This is a genomic window from Nitrincola alkalisediminis (genome assembly GCF_009821115.1).
Classification (GTDB): Bacteria; Pseudomonadota; Gammaproteobacteria; order Pseudomonadales; family Balneatricaceae; genus Nitrincola; species Nitrincola alkalisediminis.
In genome coordinates, this window is the sequence record NZ_VYTY01000007.1 from 56,414 (window position 1) to 76,482 (window position 20,069).

The window sequence follows — 20,069 nt, forward strand, 5'->3', positions numbered from 1 at the left end:
AGTTGGAGATGAAATGTCCGAATATTTTGCTTTAGTGAAATGGGGTCGTGGTAAGGATGAACCCTTCGTCGACAATAAATATAGCCGTGGCCATGTATGGGAGTTTGATGGGGGTGTTACTGTACCTGCTTCATCGTCACCCCATGTAGTGCCTTTACCTTATTCGGTTGAAGCAAATGTTGATCCCGAGGAAGCGTTTATTGCCTCCTTGTCGAGTTGTCATATGCTTTTTTTTCTATCAATTGCAGCCAAAAAAGGCTATGTGGTGGAAAGCTATTCTGATGATGCTAAGGGCATCATGGAAAAAGATGGATCAGGGAAGATATCCATGACCAAGGTTACGCTCCGCCCGAAGGTAGAGTTTTCAGGGGATCGGATTCCCTCAAGAGATGATCTTGAAAAAATCCACCATCTTTCTCATGAACAATGCTTTATTGCTAACTCGGTAAAAACAGAGGTCAGCACAGAAATTATCACTTAACTAAGCCGGTCAGAAGGTATTCCTAGGGACAATTGACTGCTCACGAACGCTAGACCCATATTAAAAGGAGAGTATTACATGCTTGCAGTTCAGGCTAGAGATATGGCGGCCTATAATCGCTGGATGAACCAGCGGATGTATACCGTGTGTTCAGAGCTTTCTGATACTGAACGTAAAAAAGATACAGGCGCTTTTTTAACGTAGGATTATCAGTTAGGCCAAGAGGTCGTGATGAATATACTTGAAATAGTTGTTCTATTTGCCGTGATGGTAATGTTAGCACTGGTTCCTAGCACTAGTGTGGCCTTAGTTATTGCTCGTTCTTCAACCGCTGGATTTTTAAATGGTGCCGCTGTTTCAGTTGGCATCGTACTCGGAGATCTTATTTTCGTTTTTCTGGCCATTTTCGGAATGACGGCGCTGGCAGAAGTGATGGGTGGTTTTTTCCTGATTCTAAGATATATGGCTGGTGCATATCTAATCTGGTTTGGCATCAGCCTTTTGCGGTCGAAGGCTAGGGCGCAGGTTTCTGTCGGTCACTCAGCCTCGACATTGTCAACAAGTTTTCTGGCAGGTTTAATTCTGACACTTGGCGATGTAAAGGCCATTCTCTTCTACGCAAGTTTGTTTCCTGCTTTTGTTGATTTGACCACACTGAATACTTCAGACGTTATAGTGATTAGCCTTTTAACGGTGTTTGCAGTGGGTGGTGTAAAATTGTTCTATGCCTATTCTGCTAGCAAAATCGTATCCTTACCGGGTGTCCTAAAACGACAGAAAAAGGCGTACCCTGCTATGAAGATCGCATCGGGTGGTGTTCTGGTAGGTGCCGGTGTCTATCTTATAATGAAGACTTAATGTGCGACTTGAGATAGAGACGCATGTAGCACTGGCTTCCAGACACATAATGCTACTGCTCGTATCGCATTCTAAGAGGTTTAAAAGTGATAATTGATGCGGATTTTTCTACACTAACAAGTGACTAACCTTAGGAAATAACCTGTCCTACAGGCAGCTTCATATTTTTATCAAATAGTCCTAACATTGACCTGAGGAATATCGTTTGGCTGTAGGGTGTTCTTGACAACTTTGCGGAAGTGTATCATTATTAGAACACAACTCAGCCCTGTACGCAGAGATTTAGTTCTCTGGCTGTTAGGGTGAAAAAACCGGCCTAGTGTCGGTTTTTTCGCATTCAAGGATTAGAATTTGTGCGAACAGCATTTTTTATCGATGGTTATAACCTTTTCTATGGTCTTTTAGCTGGTACGGGATACAAGTGGCTTGATCTTCCTAGTCTGCTGTCATCTGTTGCACGAATAGAAAATCCAGCATTTGAGCCCATATCTTTCCATTATTTTACCTCGCCAGTACAGCCTAAACTTTCGACACGTGGAATCCAGTCAAAAGAGGCCCAAGATACGTACATCAGAGCGCTCAAAGCAAAGGGGGTTGAGGTAATCCTAGGACGACATCGACTAGATCCAGCTAAAGCTCCACGATTTGTTGATAGAAATACGCCTCCATCTCGTCAGGATCAAGTTGATATATGGAGACTCGAAGAAAAAGAAACGGATGTCAATATTGCTATTAGTATGTACCGAATGGCAGCAAAGCAAACAGTTCTTCCTATTGAAGAACGTATACGTCACATGGTTCTTGTATCAGGTGATACGGATATGCAGCCTGCATTAAAAGCGATCCGTGAAGACTTTCCTGATATGCATATTGGAGTTATTCTCCCTCATCGTGAAAATATTCCGCGTTGTGTTCCAGGGTCGCTCAATAACTACGCACACTGGCTTCGACGTCATATCAAGTTTTCTGAGTTGCAAGATAACCAGTTTCCGACTAGAGTTCCCACAAATAAAAAACCCGCTACAAAACCTGTTTATTGGTAACGACAGGGGCGGTTCGATGGCTCTGCTAATCAAGCGTATGATTGGTGTTCTAATAACAAGATTCGTTATGCTGTTGAGTCTCCAAAAAATAAGAATGAGGACGGTTGCCTACATGGAGCAAAGGAGTCAACACGATAAGCCTAAGCAACTGCTTACCACATTCAGGGCCTGCATCTTATGGAAAAATTAATAGACGCAGCAAAAGTCGCGCTGCAAGAGAGGGATCAGCTACCTTTCTCGGTTTACTCATCCGTCAAGGAGCAGCGGATCGTCAATGTTCCTATCATAAAGCCATTATTAATTTGTGTGCTGAATGGATGTAAAAAGCTTGGGAGTCAGCAGGAAATAACCTGTCCAACAGGCAGCTTCATATTTTTATCAAATAGTCCTAACATTGACTTGAGGAATATCTCTCAAGGCAATGAGTATTTTGCTCTAGTAATTGAATTTGACTATAGTGATTTTGATTGTTTTAGTTACCAAGGACCCAGTACAGAAACCTACTTTCAAGGTCGTATTGATTCAACTTTAGAAAATACTCTGCAGCAGTTTATCGAGTGGTCCACCTTTATGCCATCCAGTTTTTGGGCGCTTCGAAAAAAGGAGATGCTTCAAGTCATTTATCATCTGGGTTATAAGCAGGTAAGTACCATAATAGAACCGCCGAGCCTTAGTCATAAGCTACATAATATTATTAGTGCTCATGTTTCTAGTGATTTGAGTGTGGAAACTCTGACGGAAAAGCTCGCTATGAGTGAATCAACTTTACGCAGAAAACTAAATGCAGAAGGAACCAGTCTTCAGGTCATTAAAGATAGAGTTAAGTTAGGCTATGGTCTTCATTTGGTTCAAACCAGCCTTGATCCAATTGGACGGATTGCAGAGAGATGTGGCTATCAGTCCCAATCGCGTTTTACTGAAAAGTTTAAACACCTTTTTGGGATCACTCCGACAGACCTGCGAAAAACAAAGGTGCACGATTAGGGCGAATAAATGACGGTTTTCGTGCTATTTCGATGAGGGGGGTAGGCAATACTATAAGTGCTCTTACTTCACGAGTTATGGAGACTCTTATGAAACGCAACGAAAACAAACAGGCCATCTGCTTTTTAGCCTTGTTATTGTCAGGTACTGCATTGGCTGATTCATTTACTCTGTCCAGTGCTGATATAACGCACGGCGAGTTTATGAGCAAGGCCCAAGAGTATCAGGGTTTTGGTTGTGAAGGAGGCAATCTATCACCACAGCTTTCTTGGTCTGGTTCACCTGAAGGCACAGAGGCCTTTGCGATTACAGCCTACGATCCAGACGCGCCGACAGGAAGTGGTTGGTGGCATTGGCAAATAATTAATATTCCTAAAAATACGACAGAGTTACCTGCTGGAGCGGGGGATTTGAGTAAAAACCTGTTCCCTGAAGGCAGTGTCCAAATCAGCAACGACTATGGCGTTACTGGCTTCGGCGGCGCGTGCCCTCCACAAGGGCACGGGGTGCACCGTTATCAATTTACGATACATGCCCTGTCTACAACACTCGAACTCCCTGAAAATGCGTCGGGTGCGTTAACAGGTTATATGATCAATGCACATTCTTTGGCCTCAAGCACGATCGAGGCTTTATATAAGCGCGATTAACATTTAATACATCTCGTTAATTTAGCTTTCCTTCCGGGCAATAGTGCTAATCGATTGACATGTCTAGCACTATTCGCCTTGATCTCGTGACACATTCGCATCGAGTGTTTACGCATCTCGGATTCGGCTTGCCCGGTAAGCCCCTAATCCGATGAGTAACATTCCCAATACGGCCGCAAGGCTCAGTGACTCGCCCAATAAAGGAATAGCGGCTAAACCCGTTAACACTGGTGTGAGAGCACCAATGGCTGAGGTGTTTTCAGCCCCAATGCGGTTGATTGCAAAACCATATGAAAAACCTGCCAGTAAACCGGCCAGAAGAGCCTGTGTGACTAACTGAGTCGCAATTTCTTGTGAGGAAGCGGTGGTAATACCTGTTTCATACCAGCCCATAAGTGCAAGAAACGCGAGCACACCACAGGATAAACAACAGAGTAAACCCGCTGCAGCAAGAGGTGGAAGTCCTGCAACTCGTAAACTAACTGTAAATAAAGCCCAGCAAAAGCTTGCACCCAACAAGAGTAGGTCACCTTTGAGTACTTGCAGGTCGCCTTGATATAACGAGTGACTCATTAACACGGCCACTCCAAGGGCCACCCAACTCAGCCCCCAAAAGCGAGCGGGGTGTAAGGGTTGTTTATAAATTAACACCGCCATTGCCGTGACAAACAAGGGAAAGGTGCCGGGAATCAATAAACCCGCATGAGCTGCAGGTGCGTATTGAAGCCCCGTTGAACTTAGGTAAAAGAAAGGTACACCAGCACCAACCAGCATGCCAAGCAGATACCTGAAACGCGTATTGCGAATCTTTTCACGATGACGCCAAACAAAGGGCAACAAGACCAAGGCTGGCACTAAATAACGCATCACGGCTAAGTCAAACGAGGTGAGTTGTCCTGACGCGGATAAACGCACCGAAATTAACCAGCCTGACCAGATAGACACCGTGATCAGGGCAGCTAACACACCCATGTAAAAGTCTTTCCCTTGTGTCAGGACGCGATAATCAGCGGAAGGTTTGGATGGAGTTGATGCGCTCATTGAATAACACCTTACTAAAATGAGCCTGTATTATGATGCTAACATGCAGCGCATGTCCTTGCGAATTGATCTATCGAAATTCAGTTTTATGGCATAAAATGCCAATTGTTTTTCTATTTTTAATGATAAATGCCATTTTTGAAAACTGAGGCTTTTTTGATGAAACTGGATGGGCTGGATTATCGAATTCTGGATCAGTTACAAGCGAATGGGCGTCTAACGAATGTAGAGCTGTCCGACAAGGTGAATTTATCCCCCTCGCCGTGTTTGCGTCGTGTTAAGCAATTGGAAGAAGAGGGCGTTATTCTAGGGTATCGCGCATCACTTAATCGCGTTGCGCTGGATTTAGGCATGACCGTGTTTGTTGACCTACGTTTAGGCCATCATGGTGACCAAGCCAGTAGCCAGTTTGAAGCGTCTGTACTGGCCATGCCAAACGTGATTAGTTGCTACTTAGTCTCCGGTACCGCAGATTATCGGCTTGAGGTCGTGGTTAAAGATCTACAGCATTACGAGCTTTTGCTTCGACAAATACAAATGCTGCCGTTTGTGAAAGACATTCACAGCAACTTTGTCATACGTGCGGTAAAAGGTGAGTCTCCCTTACCTTTAAATACTCCGACCTGAGCCAGGATGAACCCCGCGTAAGTGTGATGAGCACTTCTCTGTGGAGCCTTGTGTTTGGTCTGAACTCAAGCCGGCAAGGATCTCGCATGCATCTATATTTTTTTCGGTCACACAACGTTGCCTTAAACTCTCTAGCGTGTCTTTGAGCAAGGTAAGTGAGGCGATACGCTCCGTCACATGCGAAATATGTTCATCCAATAATCGGTTGACCTGATCGCAGCGCATGTCAGGCTGATCCTTGTAACGTAAGAGTTGACGGATTTCCGCTAAACTCATATCAAGATTACGACAGTTACGAATAAACAAAGCGCGCTCAAGATGACTGTCTTGATACCAACGGTAATTATTGTCACCTCGATAGGGGGCGGGAAGCAGCCCTTCTTTCTCCCAATAACGCAGAGTTTCTACTGGGCACTCAATCCGTTTAGCAAGTTGACCAATGCTGAGCATATTTTCTCCTCGGGCTTGACCCTGAAGTAACTTTAGGGTTTTTACTATAGTGATAAAACCCAAGGAGATCCAGAAATGTCGAACTGTTGCGGCTCATCAGCCTGTTCTAGTAATCAAACAGCAAGCCATGCGCTTGCGCAAGTCAGCCCCATACCCTATGTCAAACTGTCATTCGCGGGTGGTGCTGCTTTGCTAGCGGAAGTGATTGAATGGACATTGCCGGGATGGGGCTGGATCAGTCTTATGTTGGCGTTGGTGGCGATTGCGTTGTGTGGAACAGAGGTACTCAAGCGAGGTTGGCTGTCGCTCCTTAAACTCGACTTAACCATTAATGCTTTAATGAGCTTAGCGGTCACTTGCGCACTGTTGATTGGCCATTGGGCGGAAGCCGCAATGGTGTTAGTGCTGTTTACCTTGGCTGAGTGGATTGAAGAAAAGTCAGTTGAACGTGCTCGCCATGCGATTCAGAGCGTATTGTCTCTGGCACCGGATACCGCTCGGGTCTTGATGGACGATGGACACTGGCAGAGCCTTCCGGTGACACAGGTAAAAATTGGTCAGCGTGTACAGGTGCAGCCAGGTGAGAGAATTGGTTTGGATGGCCGCATTTTGAAGGGGCACACGTTTATTAACCAAGCCGCGATCACGGGTGAGAGTCTGGCGGTTGAAAAACAATTGGGCGATTCGGTGTATGCAGGAACCTTGAATGAAACCGAGTTGTTTGAGTTTCAAGTGACAGCTGAGGCGTCGAATACGATGCTGGCACGAATTATTAAGCGTGTAGAGGAGGCGCAAGCGGATAAGGCTCCTACACAACGTCTGGTTGATCAGTTTGCGCGCATCTATACCCCGATTATCTTTTTCATCGCCTTGGCGACGGCGCTCGTACCGCCTGTTTTGTTCGGGGGAGCCTTTTTGGATTGGCTTTACAGAGCACTTGTTTTATTAGTCATTGCCTGTCCTTGTGCGTTGGTTATTTCTACGCCTGTTACGATTGTCAGCGGCCTTGCCAGAGCAGCGCGCTTAGGGATTTTGATTAAAGGCGGGAGTCATTTAGAGGCAGGCAGTCGGCTCAATCGCGTGGCATTTGATAAAACCGGAACCCTGACACAGGGACAGCCAGAGCTAAGATCCTTTAAAAACCTCAGCGGGATGCCAGATGAAGACGTGCTGCGGCTAGCTTCTAGTATCGCTCAGCATTCAAGCCACCCTGTTTCAAAAACGCTGACGTTGGCGCATGTCGGTGAACGCTTGACGGTAGAGTCCCTGATTGCATTGCCAGGCCAAGGTCTTCAAGTGGCACTTAACTCGCATCGATATGGTTTGGGCAATGACCGTCTAGCGCACGCCATGAATGTGCCCCTAGAAGCCTATACTGCCGATGTTGCAAGGATCGAATCCCAAGGTGAATCCTGTGTATTACTAATAGAAGATGCTCGTGTTTTGGGACTGTTTGGAGTCGCTGATCCGTTGAAGCCCAATAGTCAGGAGGCCATTAACGCCTTACATGCGCTGGGTCTGAGTACCCTTATGCTCAGTGGAGACAATCTTAATACGGCGAGGTCTATCGCGCAGGAGGTGGGCATAACCGATGTTCAAGCCAACTTGATGCCAGAGGACAAACTCGAAGCCATTAAAAACATCATGAAGGAAGGGCATCAGGTTGCAATGGTCGGTGATGGCATTAATGACGCCCCTGCATTGGCTCAGGCAAATTTGGGGTTGGCGATGGGCGCGGCAGGAACGGATACGGCCATTGAAACGGCGGATATAGCCCTGATGGATGATGATCCTCGTAAAATCGCCACCTATATTCGTTTGTCGAGATTCTGCATGCGATTGCTCAAGCAAAATATTGCGTTGGCCATTGGAATAAAATGTATTTTCATCCTCTTGGCTTTTCTGGGGCAAGCGAGCATGTGGATGGCGGTCTTTGCCGATATGGGAGTGAGCTTACTCGTGGTCGCCAACGGCTTACGTGCGTTGAAATTCAAGCAATTGGCGTCGTGATTTAAAAATAATCGTCCAAACGCGCCAAGGTAAAAAACCAATAATAAAAAGCTCAACTAGGTAAGTGAGTTGAATTTCGTAGTTGAGCATCCAATCAAATAAATAAGTGTGAAAGGTTTCCAGGTTTGGCCAAATCATGATAAGGATTAAAATTGAGGCCGCGAAGGGCCAGCGCATAATGTCAAAACGTTGCTGAATATCACCGGAGAGGCCGAGGTACGCGCGAATGAACAGCCAGCCCAAGAGTAGAAGGCATAAAACTGTTGGGAGGATTGATAACACGGCCAAGAAAATACCAGTGGTGAGCATGGTAATGATTTGATTTAAGTAAGTGCTGAGTAGGCTGCCATATTCAAACCAAGCCGAACTCGCCAGGATTGCTGGAAGTGTTGAGTTGAAGCTCAGTAGAGTGTGTTGAGGTACTAGATTGATCAGCAATACCCAAAGTAAACAGCACATGCACAGCACTAATCCGTGCCAGCGCAGATCCCAAGGGTTTTTGATGGCTAGAGTGTCTGGATAGCGGGTTACTCGCCACAGGTACACAGCAAAGGTGATGAATCCAAGTACGATTGGCCATTTTAAACCAAAATAACAAAGCGCTAGAAACGTCGGTATGCTGACCAATCCAACGGCCACAAGCGTTATGCCGTCGAGGGCACGAACTAAGCTCTCGAACAGACCCTTCCGAAAGGGTGTTTGGAGGGGCTCCTGTTGTCTTTGCTTAATCTGATCAAATAAAGACGTTTGATCAGTCTGTTCAGCGATGCGTGTTGCGTTTTGTGGGGTTGATGATGCCGAGTCCTGACGGTGTGTAATTTGAGCGTGGGTCGATTTGATCAAAAAACCACCGTAGATAGCCACTCCGATTGAAAACAGCAGAAGATAAACCGACGTGTCAAAACGCATGATCACGAATGGAGTGAGTAGTAAGCTTGCACCAAAAAGGTAGCCAATGGCTGGAAATCGACTTGATAAAACAGGCAAGACAATCAGAAGAACAAACAGCCAAACCCAAAGTATCTCAAATGTGAAATAGGCTGTGATGCAAAGCAGCAGTATGGAAGAGGTGGCCGTTTTGACTTCTAATGATGATGCCATGTTCACTCCTTGAATCTCGGTCATGAGCTCTTGTCACTGCGTTAAGGGTTGGATAAGGTGCCGATTCACCCATTCGCATTGACATCAATTAATCTTCGCTAAATTAACCAAAACTTGAGTTGAATTCTATAGATCATTACGCTTAAGTGCTCTTTTTTAATTAACGGATCTACTTGGAGTTGTAAATGGCAGGTTTGCCTAGTGTTAGACGCATGGTGTTGCAGGACTTGGCCTCGGTCGTTGAGATTCAAGCGATGTGTTATACAGAAGTGGTTTTTGAATCTATCGAGTCTTTGGCTTCAAAGTTGGCGGTCTCTCCAGAGACTTGCTTTGTTGCATGTGAGGGAGAGAAGGTTGTTGGCTATCTATTGGCCTTACCCTGGACATCATCAGCCCCACCTGAGTTAAATCGAGTCAATGATCAAGCTTGTAAAGAACCTGATTGTGTTTATTTACACGATTTAGCCGTCAGCCCATATGCGCGTAAAACAGGCGCAGGGCAATTGCTGGTGCGGCAGTTTTTAACCACGTCGGAAGAATTTGGATACTCGCGGGCAACGCTTACAGCGGTTCAAGGCTCTCAGGCCTATTGGCAGCGTTATGGATTTTGTCCAGTGACACCGAGTGATACATTAAAGCGCAAGCTAGCAAGTTACGGTGAAGAGGCCGTCTTTATGAAATACGGTGACTAGCCACCGCTCAGGCTCAGCTCTGGGAATGCCGCGATCAGAGTCATCTGCCTGATGCGACATCATGTCACGCGTAATGTTCCTGCTTTTCCCATAAAATTTATCGGTATTTAATATCTAATGTAGTTTTTTCTAATCATGAGGGTCTTCTGGACATTTAGGATTAGAAAAGGCGTTGAAGTGGATATACCACTCTTTGGGAAATAACATGCGTGTGAACATAAAAGAGCTGATTGTAAAACCGACATCCTTATCCTGCGCAATTGCCTGTATTCTATTCAGTCAGACAGGAGGTGCTAATCCAGTGCATGCGGATACCCGATTAGAGGTTACTAAACCTTTACCGCTAAACATGGATGCCGCTATCAGGCAAAGTCCAGCCAACATCGAAATGCTACGATCAATTACCAATGACACCGCCAGTTTACTTAGGGATATTCCGGGTGTGAGCCTATACGGGGCGGGTGGTGTATCGAGTTTACCTTCTATTCGTGGTTTGGCCGATGATCGATTACGAGTCAAAGTGGATGGAATGGATTTGATTGCTGCATGTCCGAATCACATGAATCCACCACTTTCGTATGTTGAGCCAAGCAATATCAGCCTGTTAAAAGTCTACGCTGGGATCACTCCCGTCAGTGTAGGAGGCGATAGTATTGGGGGTACGATTATCGCTGAGCGTGCCGTACCTGAATTTGCATCCTCTGGAGAGGAGTCTAGGGTTAAAGGGGAAGTTGGTGCCTTTTATCGAAGCAATAACAATGCATTAGGCGGAAATCTTAAAGCCAGTTATGCAACTGAACAAATCAACATTCAATACGATGGAGCGTGGAGTCAAGCAGACAACTACAAAGCGGGAGGCGCATTTAAAGACTTCACTGGCACGGATCGTCCAGGCCACACCCTGCGCTTAGATGAGGTCGGTTCGACAGCCTATGATACGCAGAATCATGCACTCGGTATCGCAATACAAGCCGGTGATAACCTTTTTGACACTCGCTTCAGTTATCAGGAGATGCCAGAACAGCTCTTTCCGAATCAACGCATGGATTTACTGAAAAACACTCAAAAGCTGGTGAATCTTGGGTGGAAACGTGATTTTGATTGGGGGTTAATGGAAGCGCGCGTATACCATGAAAGGGTTGACCATTTTATGGATTTTGGTGCGGATAAGCGTTTTTGGTATGGAACCCTCTCTGGGCCAGGAAACCCTTGTGACCCAATACGTTTCCATGGAGATCCAGCGGGTACCTGTGCAGCAGGAATGCCCATGTATTCGGAAAGTGACAATACAGGCGTTAGTTTAAAAGGCGATATTGAGCTGACAAACACACGCTTGCTACGAGTTGGGTCTGATCTGCAACGTTACCGTTTGGATGATTATTGGACCGCTTCGGGCGGTGGTATGGGGCCGAATACCTTTCTAAACATCAATAATGGGCAGCGTGATCGAACCGCCGTGTTTGCTGAAGTAGAGCAACAGCACAGTGAACGTTGGAGCAGTCTGTCAGGGATTCGGTATGAGCATGTGCGTATGAATGCTGACGCCGTGCAGGGATATGCAGCAGCGAATATGCCTGGCAATCAGCTAGCAGAATCTACGGCTTTCAACGCACAGTCGCGTAAACAAACCGATCATAATATCGATTTAGCACTGTTGGCACGTTATCGTCACAGTGACACCCTAGACATTGAGTTAGGGCTTGCACGTAAAGTACGCTCGCCTAATGTGTACGAACGCTACACTTGGTCAAGTTGGCCGATGGCGGCGACTATGAACAATTTTGTGGGAGATGGCAACGGCTACATAGGCGATGTGAATCTTAAGCCCGAAACGGCGTATACCGCATCTGCAACCTTTGATTGGCATGCTCCTGACCGTCGTTGGAATATCAGTGCGACGCCTTTCTATACCCATGTTGATGATTATATCGATGCCATCAAACGGTCTAGCTGGGGAGCCGATCAATTTAATGTTTTGCAGTTTACCAATCAGTCGGCTCGTTTATACGGTGTTGATTTAGCCATGGGTTTGCCCTTGATGTCTAATGATTGGGGGCAATGGGGGCTTAATACAGTGCTCAATTACACGGATGGTAAGAATCGAGACAGTGGTGACAGCCTTTACAATATCATGCCTTTAAATGCTCGCTTCACTTTACGTCATCAAAAGAATAATTGGGACAATGCTATGGAGTTAATCCTGGTAGATGATAGGCGGAAGGTATCAGGGGTTCGTAATGAGGTAACGACCTCCGGTTATCATTTGGTCAATGTGCGTGCAAGTCACAGTTGGAAGCAAGTGCGTTTGGATTTTGGTGTAGAAAACCTGTTTGACCGCAATTACAGCCTACCGACAGGTGGGGCATACATGGGACAAGGTCGAACAATGGCCATCAATGGTATTCCATGGGGCATAGCCGTTCCAGGGATGGGGCGTTCAGCGTATGTCGGCGTGAAGCTAACATTCTAATCATTCACTCGTAACCTTACCCAGACAAGCGTTGATCTGGGTAAGGTGGGTGGGTGTCTCAAACGTCAGATAAGGCTTTCGAGGGGATCTCCAGAAACTGTAAGGGTTGACCCATGGGTTTCCCCACCAATGCTTCATCGATCATCACGCCTTGCCCATGGATGACCGTGTGAATCGGCCAGCCAGTGACGTCCATGCCATCATAAGGTGTCCATCCGCTACGACTGGCAATCCAGTTATGTTCAATTCTACGCTTAGCCGATAGGTCGACTAGGGTTAGATCGGCATCATAGCCTAAAGCGATGCGTCCTTTTCCGGCAATACCAAAAATGCGCGCAGGGCCTGCGCTGGTTAAATCGACCAAGCGTTGCAGTGTTAGGTGACCGGAATTTACATGATTCAGCATAGTGGGGAGTAGGGTTTGTACTCCTGTCATTCCACTGGGGGACTGTGGGTAGGGTTGCGCTTTTTCGTCTAGGGTATGAGGTGCATGGTCGCTGCCAATGACATCGACAAGTCCGTTGCGAAGGGCTTCCCATAAAGCGTCTTGATGGCGCTTCTCACGCACAGGAGGATTCATCTGTGCCAAACTGCCCAGTTGCTCATAGCATTCGGGTGCACATAGGGTGAGATGGTGGGGTGTCACCTCGACACTGACATAGCGTTTGTGCCTCGCTAAGAAGCGCATTTCCTCTGCTGTTGAAACATGCAACAGGTGCAGCCGACGCCCTGTGTTAGCAGCTAAATTAACAATCCGCTGAGTTGCTTTAAGCGCACTTTCAACATCGCGCCAGATCGTATGATCACGAACGTCCTGACTGGCTTCAACGATTGCTTTTCGCTCACGCAAACGCGCTTCATCCTCTGCATGGACGGCCATGCGTCGATGGCCATTTGCTAAAATACGTCGTAACACTGTGTCATCATCGGTCAGCAAATCGCCGAAAGAACTCCCCATAAACACTTTGATTCCTGCGCATCCAGGTATTTTTTCTAAGGTGTGAAGCTGATCAGCATTCACCGCAGAGCCGCCCATATAAAAGGCATAATTACACCAAGCACGTCCTTTGGCAGCGTCGAGCTTTGCGTGTAAGTCATCTGCCCAAAGCGTGAGTGGGTTCGTATTCGGCATTTCGAAAATACCTGTGACTCCACCCAGTACAGCGCCTCGTGTACCTGTTTCCAGATCTTCTTTGTGGGTCAGACCGGGCTCACGAAAATGCACTTGGCTATCGATAATACCGGGGAGTATATGCAACCCTCGCGCATCAAGTTCAGTATCCGCTGTCCAGGTTCCGGCCAGCGCACCGAGTGCCACGATGGTGCCTTCGATACAGGCAATATCAAGTTGTTCAGCCCCACTGGGGGTTATGGCGATGCCGCCTTTGATCAGCAGGTCGGCGTGTTGTTGCGTTAGTCGTTTATCGAGCGTTAATTTTGGTGGCATACGGTGCTCAACCTCCGGTTGATTGAGTGATAAGGGGGCACCTTCAAGCTGGCATCGTCCAGGCCACGGCATCATGAGGGTGAAGGCTTTCTAAATGGCGTACATGAACCTGGGGTTCCGTGTAAGCGAAAAGGGCCGCTTCTATGCGGCGTGCGGCGTCTTCCACGAACATCAGATTTTGGCCATTGAGCGCAGCAAACTCTTGTTCATCGGCTCTCTTGACGGCTGTTTGTACAGGAGTGCCAACAGCGTGTTCAATGCATTCTATGAGTTTTAAAGCGCCCAGCATCTCAGCATCAGAGGGTAAACTAACCGTCACTTCGGCTTCACTTCGCTGACTGTGAGGCGTAGCAAGACTGGCAAATTGCTGAAGCCAAGATGCTACGACTGATGGCTCTACTTGAGCGGTACGGCCAAATTCCTGAAGGAAGGCGTTTGCTATAAGTTGGCGTGATAATGCTGCAGAGCAAGGGCAGGTCGATGAGTAGTCAACCCTTACTCTAAGCTGGCAGTGAAAGGTTCCATCGATCAACTCAGCATCGATACGTAGAGGGTAAGACTTCCATCCGGATAGGCCTTGTGTAACCAGTGCGGGTCGGCGCACTAGGAGATCAACGTTCAGACGCAATCTAGCGCTCTGGGTGTGGCAATCGTGATGGCTATCGATCATTGCTTCAAGCAGTTCGTGTAAACGAGCGGGTGAAAGCGCCATCCCATGACTGAGCTTGTCCAGTAATTGATAGAGTCTGGACATATGAATGCCCTTTATGTGGGGTGTCGGTAAGTTAACCTGTACGTCGGCACGTGCATGAAGCTCTCGCCGATAACCGACTTCCTCAAGAGTGACAGGAATATCAATGGATTGCATACCCACCCACTGCAAAGGGCGTAACGTGGGTGCTATGTCGGTTAATGAAACATCAGGAAGTGGCGCATTCATCTAGGGTGTCCCGTTTAGGCATTTAACTGATCGCTAAGTTATCGTATGTCTTCATTTTTGTCTTGTTGCTAATGATAATGCATTATCATTAATGAATTGACAAGAATTATGTATAGCTGTCAGTATTCTGTTGCTGTGTGCTTGCTTGGTATTTTGGTCAGTAGCTTTGAAAATAAATGAGTGAAAATCTATGGAACGAAAAACGCGTCAATATGAAGCCATCCTTGACGTGATTGCGACAGCCGGGCGTCCGTTGCTCGCCCAGGAAGTTCTGGACTTAGCAACGTGTCATGTGCCCAGTCTGTCACTTGCGACGGTATACCGAAATCTCAAAGCCCTTCAGAGCGAAGGCCGGATTAAGAGTGTGGTGCTGCCGGGCCAGAATCCACGCTACGAGCTTGAAGTGCACACACATCATCATTATTTTCAGTGTAGACAATGTGAGCGTGTGTTTGATGTTGATGCATGTCCCGGTAATTTACAGATGATGGCACCCTCAGGGTTTAGGGTGGAAGATCACGAAATTATTTTATATGGGTGTTGCAAAGAGTGTGGGGATGGTCGTTGAGCGTTGTGATTTTAGCCCACCTAGACTTCAAGTGGGCTAAATTGAATACCTTACGCGATAATATGCGCGCCTGCGTCCACATAAATCGTTTGACCTGTCATCCCTGATGACCCTTTGGCGCAGAGAAAAGCCGTTAGGGCTCCGACTTCATCAATCGTCACCGTCCGACCCAGAGGTGCTTTGTGCGCGTCTGCCTCAAGTAGATGACTAAAGTTGCTGATACCGGAAGCCGCTCGAGTCATTATCGGGCCCGGTGAAACTGCGAAAACACGAATTCCCTTAGGCCCTAGATCGTATGCCATATAACGCACTGAAGATTCGAGCGCCGCTTTCACAATCCCCATCACGCCATAATCATGTACCACTCGCTCTGCTCCTAAATAGGACATCGTAATCAAAGCGCCGCCGTGTGCCATCAGTGGCTCAAGGGCTTTGCCCATCCGCAGAAAACTGTGACACGAAATGTTCATGGCTAAGTTAAAGCCATCCTCGGAGGAATCAATCACCCGACCCTGTAAATCATCGGCTTTGCAAAAGGCCATGGAGTGGATAGCAAAATCAATCTCGCCAAAAGCGTCCCGACATTTAGCCACTACCGTCTCTAAACTTTCTGGCTCGGTTACATCCAGTTTTAGAAAATCTGTGGCACCCAGTGCTGCCGCAAGGGGTCTAGTATACTGCGCTGTTTTTTCATTTTGATACGTGATAATAATTTCACCACCTAGTTCGACAATCGCCTTGGCGACGGCATAGGCGATTGACTTATCATTGGCAATGCCCGTAATCAGTCCTTTTTTGCCTGCTAGCGAAAGAAAGGGAGGCGTTACATAGCTGTTCATATTTATTCCTGAGAGTAGGGTCATATAAAAATTCGTCAATATGCATACATTAGCGGAGGAATATGACGTTCAGATGGCGTTGTGATGGCATTCGCGGTTTCATTCAGTAGGGCCAGAGGCACTTCCTTCGGTCGCTTACTGAGGCTTACTTAGCGAGGTTATTAACCGCTGCCAAGTCGAGTAGCTCCTTGCGAGTTGACTTGGGGCACTACCTCGACACTATGGATTTTTATCGAATGCAATTAAGCGACGATGTTTGTTACTGACTCTGATTCGGCGGCAGCTGGGACAGGGGCTAAAGGTTGAGTGTGATCAGGCAGTTCAAGTCGTTAGTTCATACCCTGCGCACTGTCAATTATGTGGTCATGAGCCAGTGACCTGTTTAGGTGAGTGTGTTGCTAAACAGCAGAAATGTGGCTATAAAGTTCATTAAAGCCACAAAGTAAATAAGCTTTAAGGGATTGAGATCGAGTAGCACGATAGTGCTGGTTCGAATGAAAGGCGCTAACGCCACGGAACCTCCACCGATCATAAAAAGCATTAAGTGCTGAGCGGCGTTCAACAGGTAGTTATAGATGTGGCTGAGTCGCTGTATAACCGTTTATTTGTTATGTGTTGCACTAGACTTCAGTTCGAGTTAACCATATGAGAGTATATTATTTTACAAGTAGTCGTTGGGGGCTTAGCAATTTAAAAAATAAACATATAAAAGTGTCGAGAATTAATAACTTAAATGACCCTTTTGATTGTTTTGTCCGTATATTGAACGGCTGGCGTGATGATTTTACATATTTAAGAGAGCAATGGAACGAAGAACTGGGTATGATATGCTTCAGTAGAGATTATAGAAACCCAGTACAATGGTCACATTATGCAGACAGACATCAAGGTATAGCTCTCGGATTTGATGTGGATGATAAGATTCTAAATGATGTCGAGTATAGAGAAGAGCCTTATATTGTTTTTTTTTCAAGCCATGGAGGAACCGATGATGAATGGCGAAAAGTAAAGTTTGCAAGGTGCTGCAAGTTCATAGATTGGAGTTATGAAAAGGAAAGTAGAGTGTTCTTTGATCTAAATAGCCTTGATGAGAATAATGATTTACACTTTAAAAATTTTGACAGCACTATCGAGTTAAAAGAAATTATCCTCGGTATAAGCTGTGGAGTTACAGACAAAGAAATTATAGAAGCAGCGCGTGATTTTAACGGTGTTGAAATTAGAAGAGCAGCAATTTCTGAAGATTCTTATGAGGTTCATAAGGCAATATTTATTGATAACTTGTGAATATTCACATAACAACACATCCTGAGGTGGACAACAGCGATGATTTACGTTGAAGGCGCATAGTTTAAGAGCGGTGAATTGCGCTTTTTCAGGCTTTCAAGGTAGGTGCTCTCATTGTAAGCGTTTTTGTTTGCCAGCAGCGGAAAGCGATTCTGATACACTTAAATGCCAGTGCTCGAATCGCCATATTATGTGATTTAGCACGGCTAATTTGTTGGTAATAGTAGGCCCTCGCCCAAAATGAAAAGCGTACGCTTTGGCCAGCCCATTCAACAAAGGTCTGTTGTGTGAATTTTGGGCAGCTATAACGCCAGTAGTCCATGATTTCTTACTGCCCTGTGCTCGCAATTTGCCGCAGCTGCAGACGTTCAGGCTGTAGAAAAACCTCTCCATCTATGCCTTGATAAGACTTTCAGGAAACGGAGGTTCTGGGATGGCAAAGTTCAAGCATTCTGACTACAACCAGATGTTGATAGTGGATTGAGCGGATAAGGCGGTGGAAATCAGAATGCCCTTGCTATTAAATGAGGCTCTGCAAGCCAATTGCCGAAGGTCTGCATAAGTTAAAGCCATCAAGGCAGGATAAAGAACTGATTGTTGATTAAAGTCAGCAATTGAAAATGAACAATATACAGCGATCTCTGGTAGAAAAACGTGTCGAGATTAGGTTTTTCTACAGGCTCGTTAGCTGTAAAAAGGACTATCTAATGGAATCTCTGTCAAAACTGATTACAGCGTTGTCTTCTTTAGCGTGGCCAGCGATATTCGGCTTTTTTCTGTACAAGTTTCATAAGCCAATCAAAACGCTTATCGAATCTGCCCGAGGGCGGAAATTCACGATCAAAGTTGCCGGTAACGAGTTAACGATGGAGGAAGCGTCTGAGCAACAGAGGAAAATCGTCAATGATGTGCAATCGCGATTGGCGGCAATCGAAAAACACTTGGAGAGAAAGGAGGAAATATCACTAAACACTGAGGCACAGCCTGTTGCCAGAAGTAAGCGCATTTTGTGGGTTGATGATACGCCTAAGAACAATAGCTACCTTGTAGCATCGTTGCAAGAAATGGGGCATATCGTAGATATCGCGCTCGATACCGAAGAGGGCATTAGAAAATTCGAAGAAAGTCCATACGATATTGTCATCTCAGATATGGATAGGCCTGAAGATAAGAAAGCTGGTATCACGTTGGCTAGGACTATTCAAACAATACGAAGTGACGTCCCATATTTCATTTTCTGCGGTGGATGGGCGGCAAAAAATTTGCGTGAGGAATCCTTGTCGGCGGGTGTTACCGAGATCACGTCATCTGGGACAACCTTGCTTAGCCGCCTTCCTCTGGAAAATGGTAGCTAACAAGTCAATTAACTTCGCGCCTTCGGTGCCGGACGCTGAAAAGTTGCGCCGGTTATTGAGGCGTGTGTGTCGGGCATGACACGTAACTAGAGAGGTGAAAGTCCTCTTGCCTGATGTTCGCAGAGCCGAAGGCTAGGAAAAGGGCAAGGGTGTTGCCGCGAGGCAGGTGCTGACGGATGCCCAATCCAAAATGACGGGATGATGTACACGAACCAGATCTGAGGTGTGATACAGCTGGGGCGAGCGGGCACGTGACCGCAAAGCCTTCCATCTGCGATTAGGCTGTATTTCATAAATCTGGCATCTACGTCAGGAAAGCTACGTGTCTTACCCTGAGAGATCTGCATGATGTTGAAGGAACAGCTGACAAAGGGGCAACTGTGCGTGATCCGTATGCGCAGTGGTGTGGGAGGAGAGGCGCCGTGAGGCGTCTCCCTATCCAGATTGCATCAAAAAATCAGTTGACCGGGTGTGATCCATTGGATTATAGTTTGTGTTATGCAAACTATCGTAGAGCTACCAGAATTTCAAAAGCGAGTTTCGAGCTTGCTCAAAGAAGATGAAAGGGCGAGTATCATAAATTACTTAGCTACGCACCCGCAATCAGGCGATCTTATGCAAGGCACTGGTGGTATTAGGAAGTTACGGTGGTCTGCACAAGGAAGAGGTAAAAGCGGTGGTGTTCGGGTGATTTATTATTATCACAATGGTGCCATACCTCTTTTTCTTCTTACCGTTTTTGGTAAAGGTGAAAAGGCAAACCTCAGTAAAGCTGAGCGCAATGACCTCGCTAAATTCACAAGTTTACTTCTGCAAAATTATGGTGGTTCAAATGACTAGCGCATTCTCAAGTATTAAGCAGGGCCTCCAAGAGGCCATTGATTATTCTGGTGGTAAAGTAAAAAGTGCGATTGTACATGAGTTCAGTCCACTAGATGTAAAGCAAGTTCGAGCTCAAGTAGGTATGTCGCAAAGCGAGTTTGCTTCAGCTTTCGGTATAAGTGTCAGTACTCTTCGTCACTGGGAAAGAGGGGATCGTAAACCTCAAGGACCAGCTTTAGTTCTTCTAAATGTAGTTTCTAAAGAACCGGAAACTGTGCTCAGAGCCTTGGCATCATAAAAATGCTAACCAACAGCTCCACCGGACAAACTTTAGCCGTCATCTTTTATGTACAAAGATGAATAAAAGCCGCCACCCAAAGTTTGCGCGGTGAGCTGAGCGTTGA

At 46.3% G+C, this 20,069-nt stretch carries 21 protein-coding genes; 15 read left to right on the plus strand and 6 right to left on the minus strand.

Going from position 1 to position 20,069, the window contains the following annotated elements:
• The first annotated feature begins 13 nt into the window (after positions 1-13).
• The 6 genes from F5971_RS11865 (at position 14) to F5971_RS11885 (ending at position 4,016) form a co-directional block, all read left to right on the plus strand.
• Positions 14-481 carry an OsmC family protein gene (locus F5971_RS11865; RefSeq protein ID WP_036510057.1) on the plus strand — a complete coding sequence of 156 codons (468 nt, stop codon included), beginning with the start codon at positions 14-16 and terminating at the stop codon, positions 479-481.
• A gap of 78 nt (positions 482-559) precedes the next feature.
• Positions 560-685, plus strand: a complete 126-nt coding sequence (locus F5971_RS18695; protein WP_272944820.1) for a hypothetical protein — start codon at positions 560-562, stop codon at positions 683-685.
• A 27-nt stretch (positions 686-712) separates the two neighbouring features.
• Positions 713-1,339 carry a LysE family translocator gene (locus tag F5971_RS11870; protein WP_036510058.1) on the plus strand — a complete coding sequence of 209 codons (627 nt, stop codon included), beginning with the start codon at positions 713-715 and terminating at the stop codon, positions 1,337-1,339.
• Positions 1,340-1,692: 353 nt separating this feature from the next.
• On the plus strand, positions 1,693-2,382 hold the full coding sequence (locus tag F5971_RS11875; RefSeq protein WP_036510060.1) for an NYN domain-containing protein: 690 nt from the start codon (positions 1,693-1,695) through the stop codon (positions 2,380-2,382).
• 177 nt (positions 2,383-2,559) lie between these two features.
• Positions 2,560-3,366 carry a helix-turn-helix transcriptional regulator gene (locus F5971_RS11880; protein WP_036510063.1) on the plus strand — a complete coding sequence of 269 codons (807 nt, stop codon included), beginning with the start codon at positions 2,560-2,562 and terminating at the stop codon, positions 3,364-3,366.
• An 89-nt stretch (positions 3,367-3,455) separates the two neighbouring features.
• A complete protein-coding gene (locus F5971_RS11885; RefSeq protein ID WP_193495080.1) occupies positions 3,456-4,016 on the plus strand; it encodes a YbhB/YbcL family Raf kinase inhibitor-like protein in 561 nt (186 codons plus the stop codon).
• 108 nt (positions 4,017-4,124) lie between these two features.
• Here F5971_RS11885 and F5971_RS11890 read toward each other — a convergent pair whose 3' ends face one another.
• Complete coding sequence (locus tag F5971_RS11890) at positions 4,125-5,057, minus strand: DMT family transporter (RefSeq protein ID WP_193495081.1); 933 nt, start codon at positions 5,055-5,057, stop codon at positions 4,125-4,127.
• 159 nt (positions 5,058-5,216) lie between these two features.
• Here F5971_RS11890 and F5971_RS11895 point away from each other — a divergent pair, with 159 nt between their 5' ends.
• Complete coding sequence (locus tag F5971_RS11895; protein ID WP_089503617.1) at positions 5,217-5,684, plus strand: Lrp/AsnC family transcriptional regulator; 468 nt, start codon at positions 5,217-5,219, stop codon at positions 5,682-5,684.
• On the opposite strand, the gene cadR is transcribed toward F5971_RS11895, so the two are convergent.
• Entirely contained in the window at positions 5,667-6,134 is a 468-nt protein-coding gene (gene cadR, locus F5971_RS11900; RefSeq protein WP_036510070.1) for a Cd(II)/Pb(II)-responsive transcriptional regulator, read from the minus strand. The genes F5971_RS11895 and cadR overlap by 18 nt on opposite strands.
• Before the next feature lie 75 nt (positions 6,135-6,209).
• On the opposite strand from cadR, the gene F5971_RS11905 reads away from it, so the two are divergent.
• Positions 6,210-8,144 carry a heavy metal translocating P-type ATPase gene (locus F5971_RS11905; protein ID WP_193495082.1) on the plus strand — a complete coding sequence of 645 codons (1,935 nt, stop codon included), beginning with the start codon at positions 6,210-6,212 and terminating at the stop codon, positions 8,142-8,144.
• Here the strand turns inward: F5971_RS11905 and F5971_RS11910 are convergent.
• Positions 8,109-9,245 carry a hypothetical protein gene (locus F5971_RS11910; protein WP_193495083.1) on the minus strand — a complete coding sequence of 379 codons (1,137 nt, stop codon included), beginning with the start codon at positions 9,243-9,245 and terminating at the stop codon, positions 8,109-8,111. The two genes, F5971_RS11905 and F5971_RS11910, sit on opposite strands and share 36 nt — an antisense overlap.
• Before the next feature lie 185 nt (positions 9,246-9,430).
• Here F5971_RS11910 and F5971_RS11915 point away from each other — a divergent pair, with 185 nt between their 5' ends.
• Positions 9,431-9,937 (plus strand): GNAT family N-acetyltransferase, encoded by a 507-nt coding sequence (locus F5971_RS11915; protein ID WP_193495084.1) that lies wholly within the window; start codon positions 9,431-9,433, stop codon positions 9,935-9,937.
• Between the two features lie 205 nt (positions 9,938-10,142).
• Positions 10,143-12,407: a TonB-dependent receptor gene (locus F5971_RS11920; RefSeq protein WP_246187800.1), complete on the plus strand. Its 2,265-nt coding sequence runs from the start codon at positions 10,143-10,145 to the stop codon at positions 12,405-12,407.
• 58 nt (positions 12,408-12,465) lie between these two features.
• On the opposite strand, the gene F5971_RS11925 is transcribed toward F5971_RS11920, so the two are convergent.
• Positions 12,466-13,929 (minus strand): dihydroorotase, encoded by a 1,464-nt coding sequence (locus tag F5971_RS11925; RefSeq protein WP_246187801.1) that lies wholly within the window; start codon positions 13,927-13,929, stop codon positions 12,466-12,468.
• Positions 13,898-14,794, minus strand: coding sequence for a GTP cyclohydrolase FolE2 (gene folE2 / locus F5971_RS11930; RefSeq protein WP_036510078.1), 897 nt, complete (start codon positions 14,792-14,794; stop codon positions 13,898-13,900). Before folE2 ends, F5971_RS11925 begins: the two co-directional genes overlap by 32 nt.
• A 190-nt stretch (positions 14,795-14,984) precedes the next feature.
• Between folE2 and F5971_RS11935 the strand changes: the two genes are divergently transcribed.
• Positions 14,985-15,362: a Fur family transcriptional regulator gene (locus F5971_RS11935; protein WP_036510081.1), complete on the plus strand. Its 378-nt coding sequence runs from the start codon at positions 14,985-14,987 to the stop codon at positions 15,360-15,362.
• A 50-nt stretch (positions 15,363-15,412) separates the two neighbouring features.
• On the opposite strand, the gene fabI is transcribed toward F5971_RS11935, so the two are convergent.
• Positions 15,413-16,201 (minus strand): enoyl-ACP reductase FabI, encoded by a 789-nt coding sequence (gene fabI, locus F5971_RS11940; RefSeq protein ID WP_193495085.1) that lies wholly within the window; start codon positions 16,199-16,201, stop codon positions 15,413-15,415.
• Positions 16,202-16,846: 645 nt separating this feature from the next.
• Here fabI and F5971_RS11945 point away from each other — a divergent pair.
• The 4 genes from F5971_RS11945 (at position 16,847) to nadS (ending at position 19,963) form a co-directional block, all read left to right on the plus strand.
• Entirely contained in the window at positions 16,847-17,488 is a 642-nt protein-coding gene (locus F5971_RS11945) for a DUF2971 domain-containing protein (RefSeq protein ID WP_193495086.1), read from the plus strand.
• A gap of 707 nt (positions 17,489-18,195) precedes the next feature.
• Positions 18,196-18,843: a response regulator gene (locus F5971_RS11950; protein ID WP_193495087.1), complete on the plus strand. Its 648-nt coding sequence runs from the start codon at positions 18,196-18,198 to the stop codon at positions 18,841-18,843.
• 498 nt (positions 18,844-19,341) lie between these two features.
• The gene (locus tag F5971_RS11955; protein WP_036510089.1) at positions 19,342-19,683 is read left to right on the plus strand and encodes a type II toxin-antitoxin system RelE/ParE family toxin; all 342 of its coding nucleotides are present in this window, start codon (positions 19,342-19,344) and stop codon (positions 19,681-19,683) included.
• The gene (gene nadS / locus F5971_RS11960) at positions 19,676-19,963 is read left to right on the plus strand and encodes a NadS family protein (protein WP_036510093.1); all 288 of its coding nucleotides are present in this window, start codon (positions 19,676-19,678) and stop codon (positions 19,961-19,963) included. The genes F5971_RS11955 and nadS overlap by 8 nt, the downstream gene beginning before the upstream one ends.
• The last annotated feature ends 106 nt before the right edge of the window (positions 19,964-20,069 follow it).

Bases quoted from the DNA above. Each gene is read 5' to 3' on its own strand.
- F5971_RS11865 (WP_036510057.1), top strand. From the start codon at position 14: ATGTCCGAATATTTTGCTTTAGTGAAATGGGGTCGTGGTAAGGATGAA.
- F5971_RS18695 (WP_272944820.1), top strand. From the start codon at position 560: ATGCTTGCAGTTCAGGCTAGAGATATGGCGGCCTATAATCGCTGGATG.
- F5971_RS11870 (WP_036510058.1), top strand. From the start codon at position 713: ATGAATATACTTGAAATAGTTGTTCTATTTGCCGTGATGGTAATGTTA.
- F5971_RS11880 (WP_036510063.1), top strand. From the start codon at position 2,560: ATGGAAAAATTAATAGACGCAGCAAAAGTCGCGCTGCAAGAGAGGGAT.
- F5971_RS11885 (WP_193495080.1), top strand. From the start codon at position 3,456: ATGAAACGCAACGAAAACAAACAGGCCATCTGCTTTTTAGCCTTGTTA.
- F5971_RS11890 (WP_193495081.1), bottom strand. From the start codon at position 5,057: ATGAGCGCATCAACTCCATCCAAACCTTCCGCTGATTATCGCGTCCTG.
- F5971_RS11895 (WP_089503617.1), top strand. From the start codon at position 5,217: ATGAAACTGGATGGGCTGGATTATCGAATTCTGGATCAGTTACAAGCG.
- cadR (WP_036510070.1), bottom strand. From the start codon at position 6,134: ATGCTCAGCATTGGTCAACTTGCTAAACGGATTGAGTGCCCAGTAGAA.
- F5971_RS11905 (WP_193495082.1), top strand. From the start codon at position 6,210: ATGTCGAACTGTTGCGGCTCATCAGCCTGTTCTAGTAATCAAACAGCA.
- F5971_RS11910 (WP_193495083.1), bottom strand. From the start codon at position 9,245: ATGGCATCATCATTAGAAGTCAAAACGGCCACCTCTTCCATACTGCTG.
- F5971_RS11915 (WP_193495084.1), top strand. From the start codon at position 9,431: ATGGCAGGTTTGCCTAGTGTTAGACGCATGGTGTTGCAGGACTTGGCC.
- F5971_RS11920 (WP_246187800.1), top strand. From the start codon at position 10,143: ATGCGTGTGAACATAAAAGAGCTGATTGTAAAACCGACATCCTTATCC.
- F5971_RS11925 (WP_246187801.1), bottom strand. From the start codon at position 13,929: ATGATGCCGTGGCCTGGACGATGCCAGCTTGAAGGTGCCCCCTTATCA.
- folE2 (WP_036510078.1), bottom strand. From the start codon at position 14,794: ATGAATGCGCCACTTCCTGATGTTTCATTAACCGACATAGCACCCACG.
- F5971_RS11935 (WP_036510081.1), top strand. From the start codon at position 14,985: ATGGAACGAAAAACGCGTCAATATGAAGCCATCCTTGACGTGATTGCG.
- fabI (WP_193495085.1), bottom strand. From the start codon at position 16,201: ATGAACAGCTATGTAACGCCTCCCTTTCTTTCGCTAGCAGGCAAAAAA.
- F5971_RS11945 (WP_193495086.1), top strand. From the start codon at position 16,847: ATGAGAGTATATTATTTTACAAGTAGTCGTTGGGGGCTTAGCAATTTA.
- F5971_RS11950 (WP_193495087.1), top strand. From the start codon at position 18,196: ATGGAATCTCTGTCAAAACTGATTACAGCGTTGTCTTCTTTAGCGTGG.
- F5971_RS11955 (WP_036510089.1), top strand. From the start codon at position 19,342: ATGCAAACTATCGTAGAGCTACCAGAATTTCAAAAGCGAGTTTCGAGC.
- nadS (WP_036510093.1), top strand. From the start codon at position 19,676: ATGACTAGCGCATTCTCAAGTATTAAGCAGGGCCTCCAAGAGGCCATT.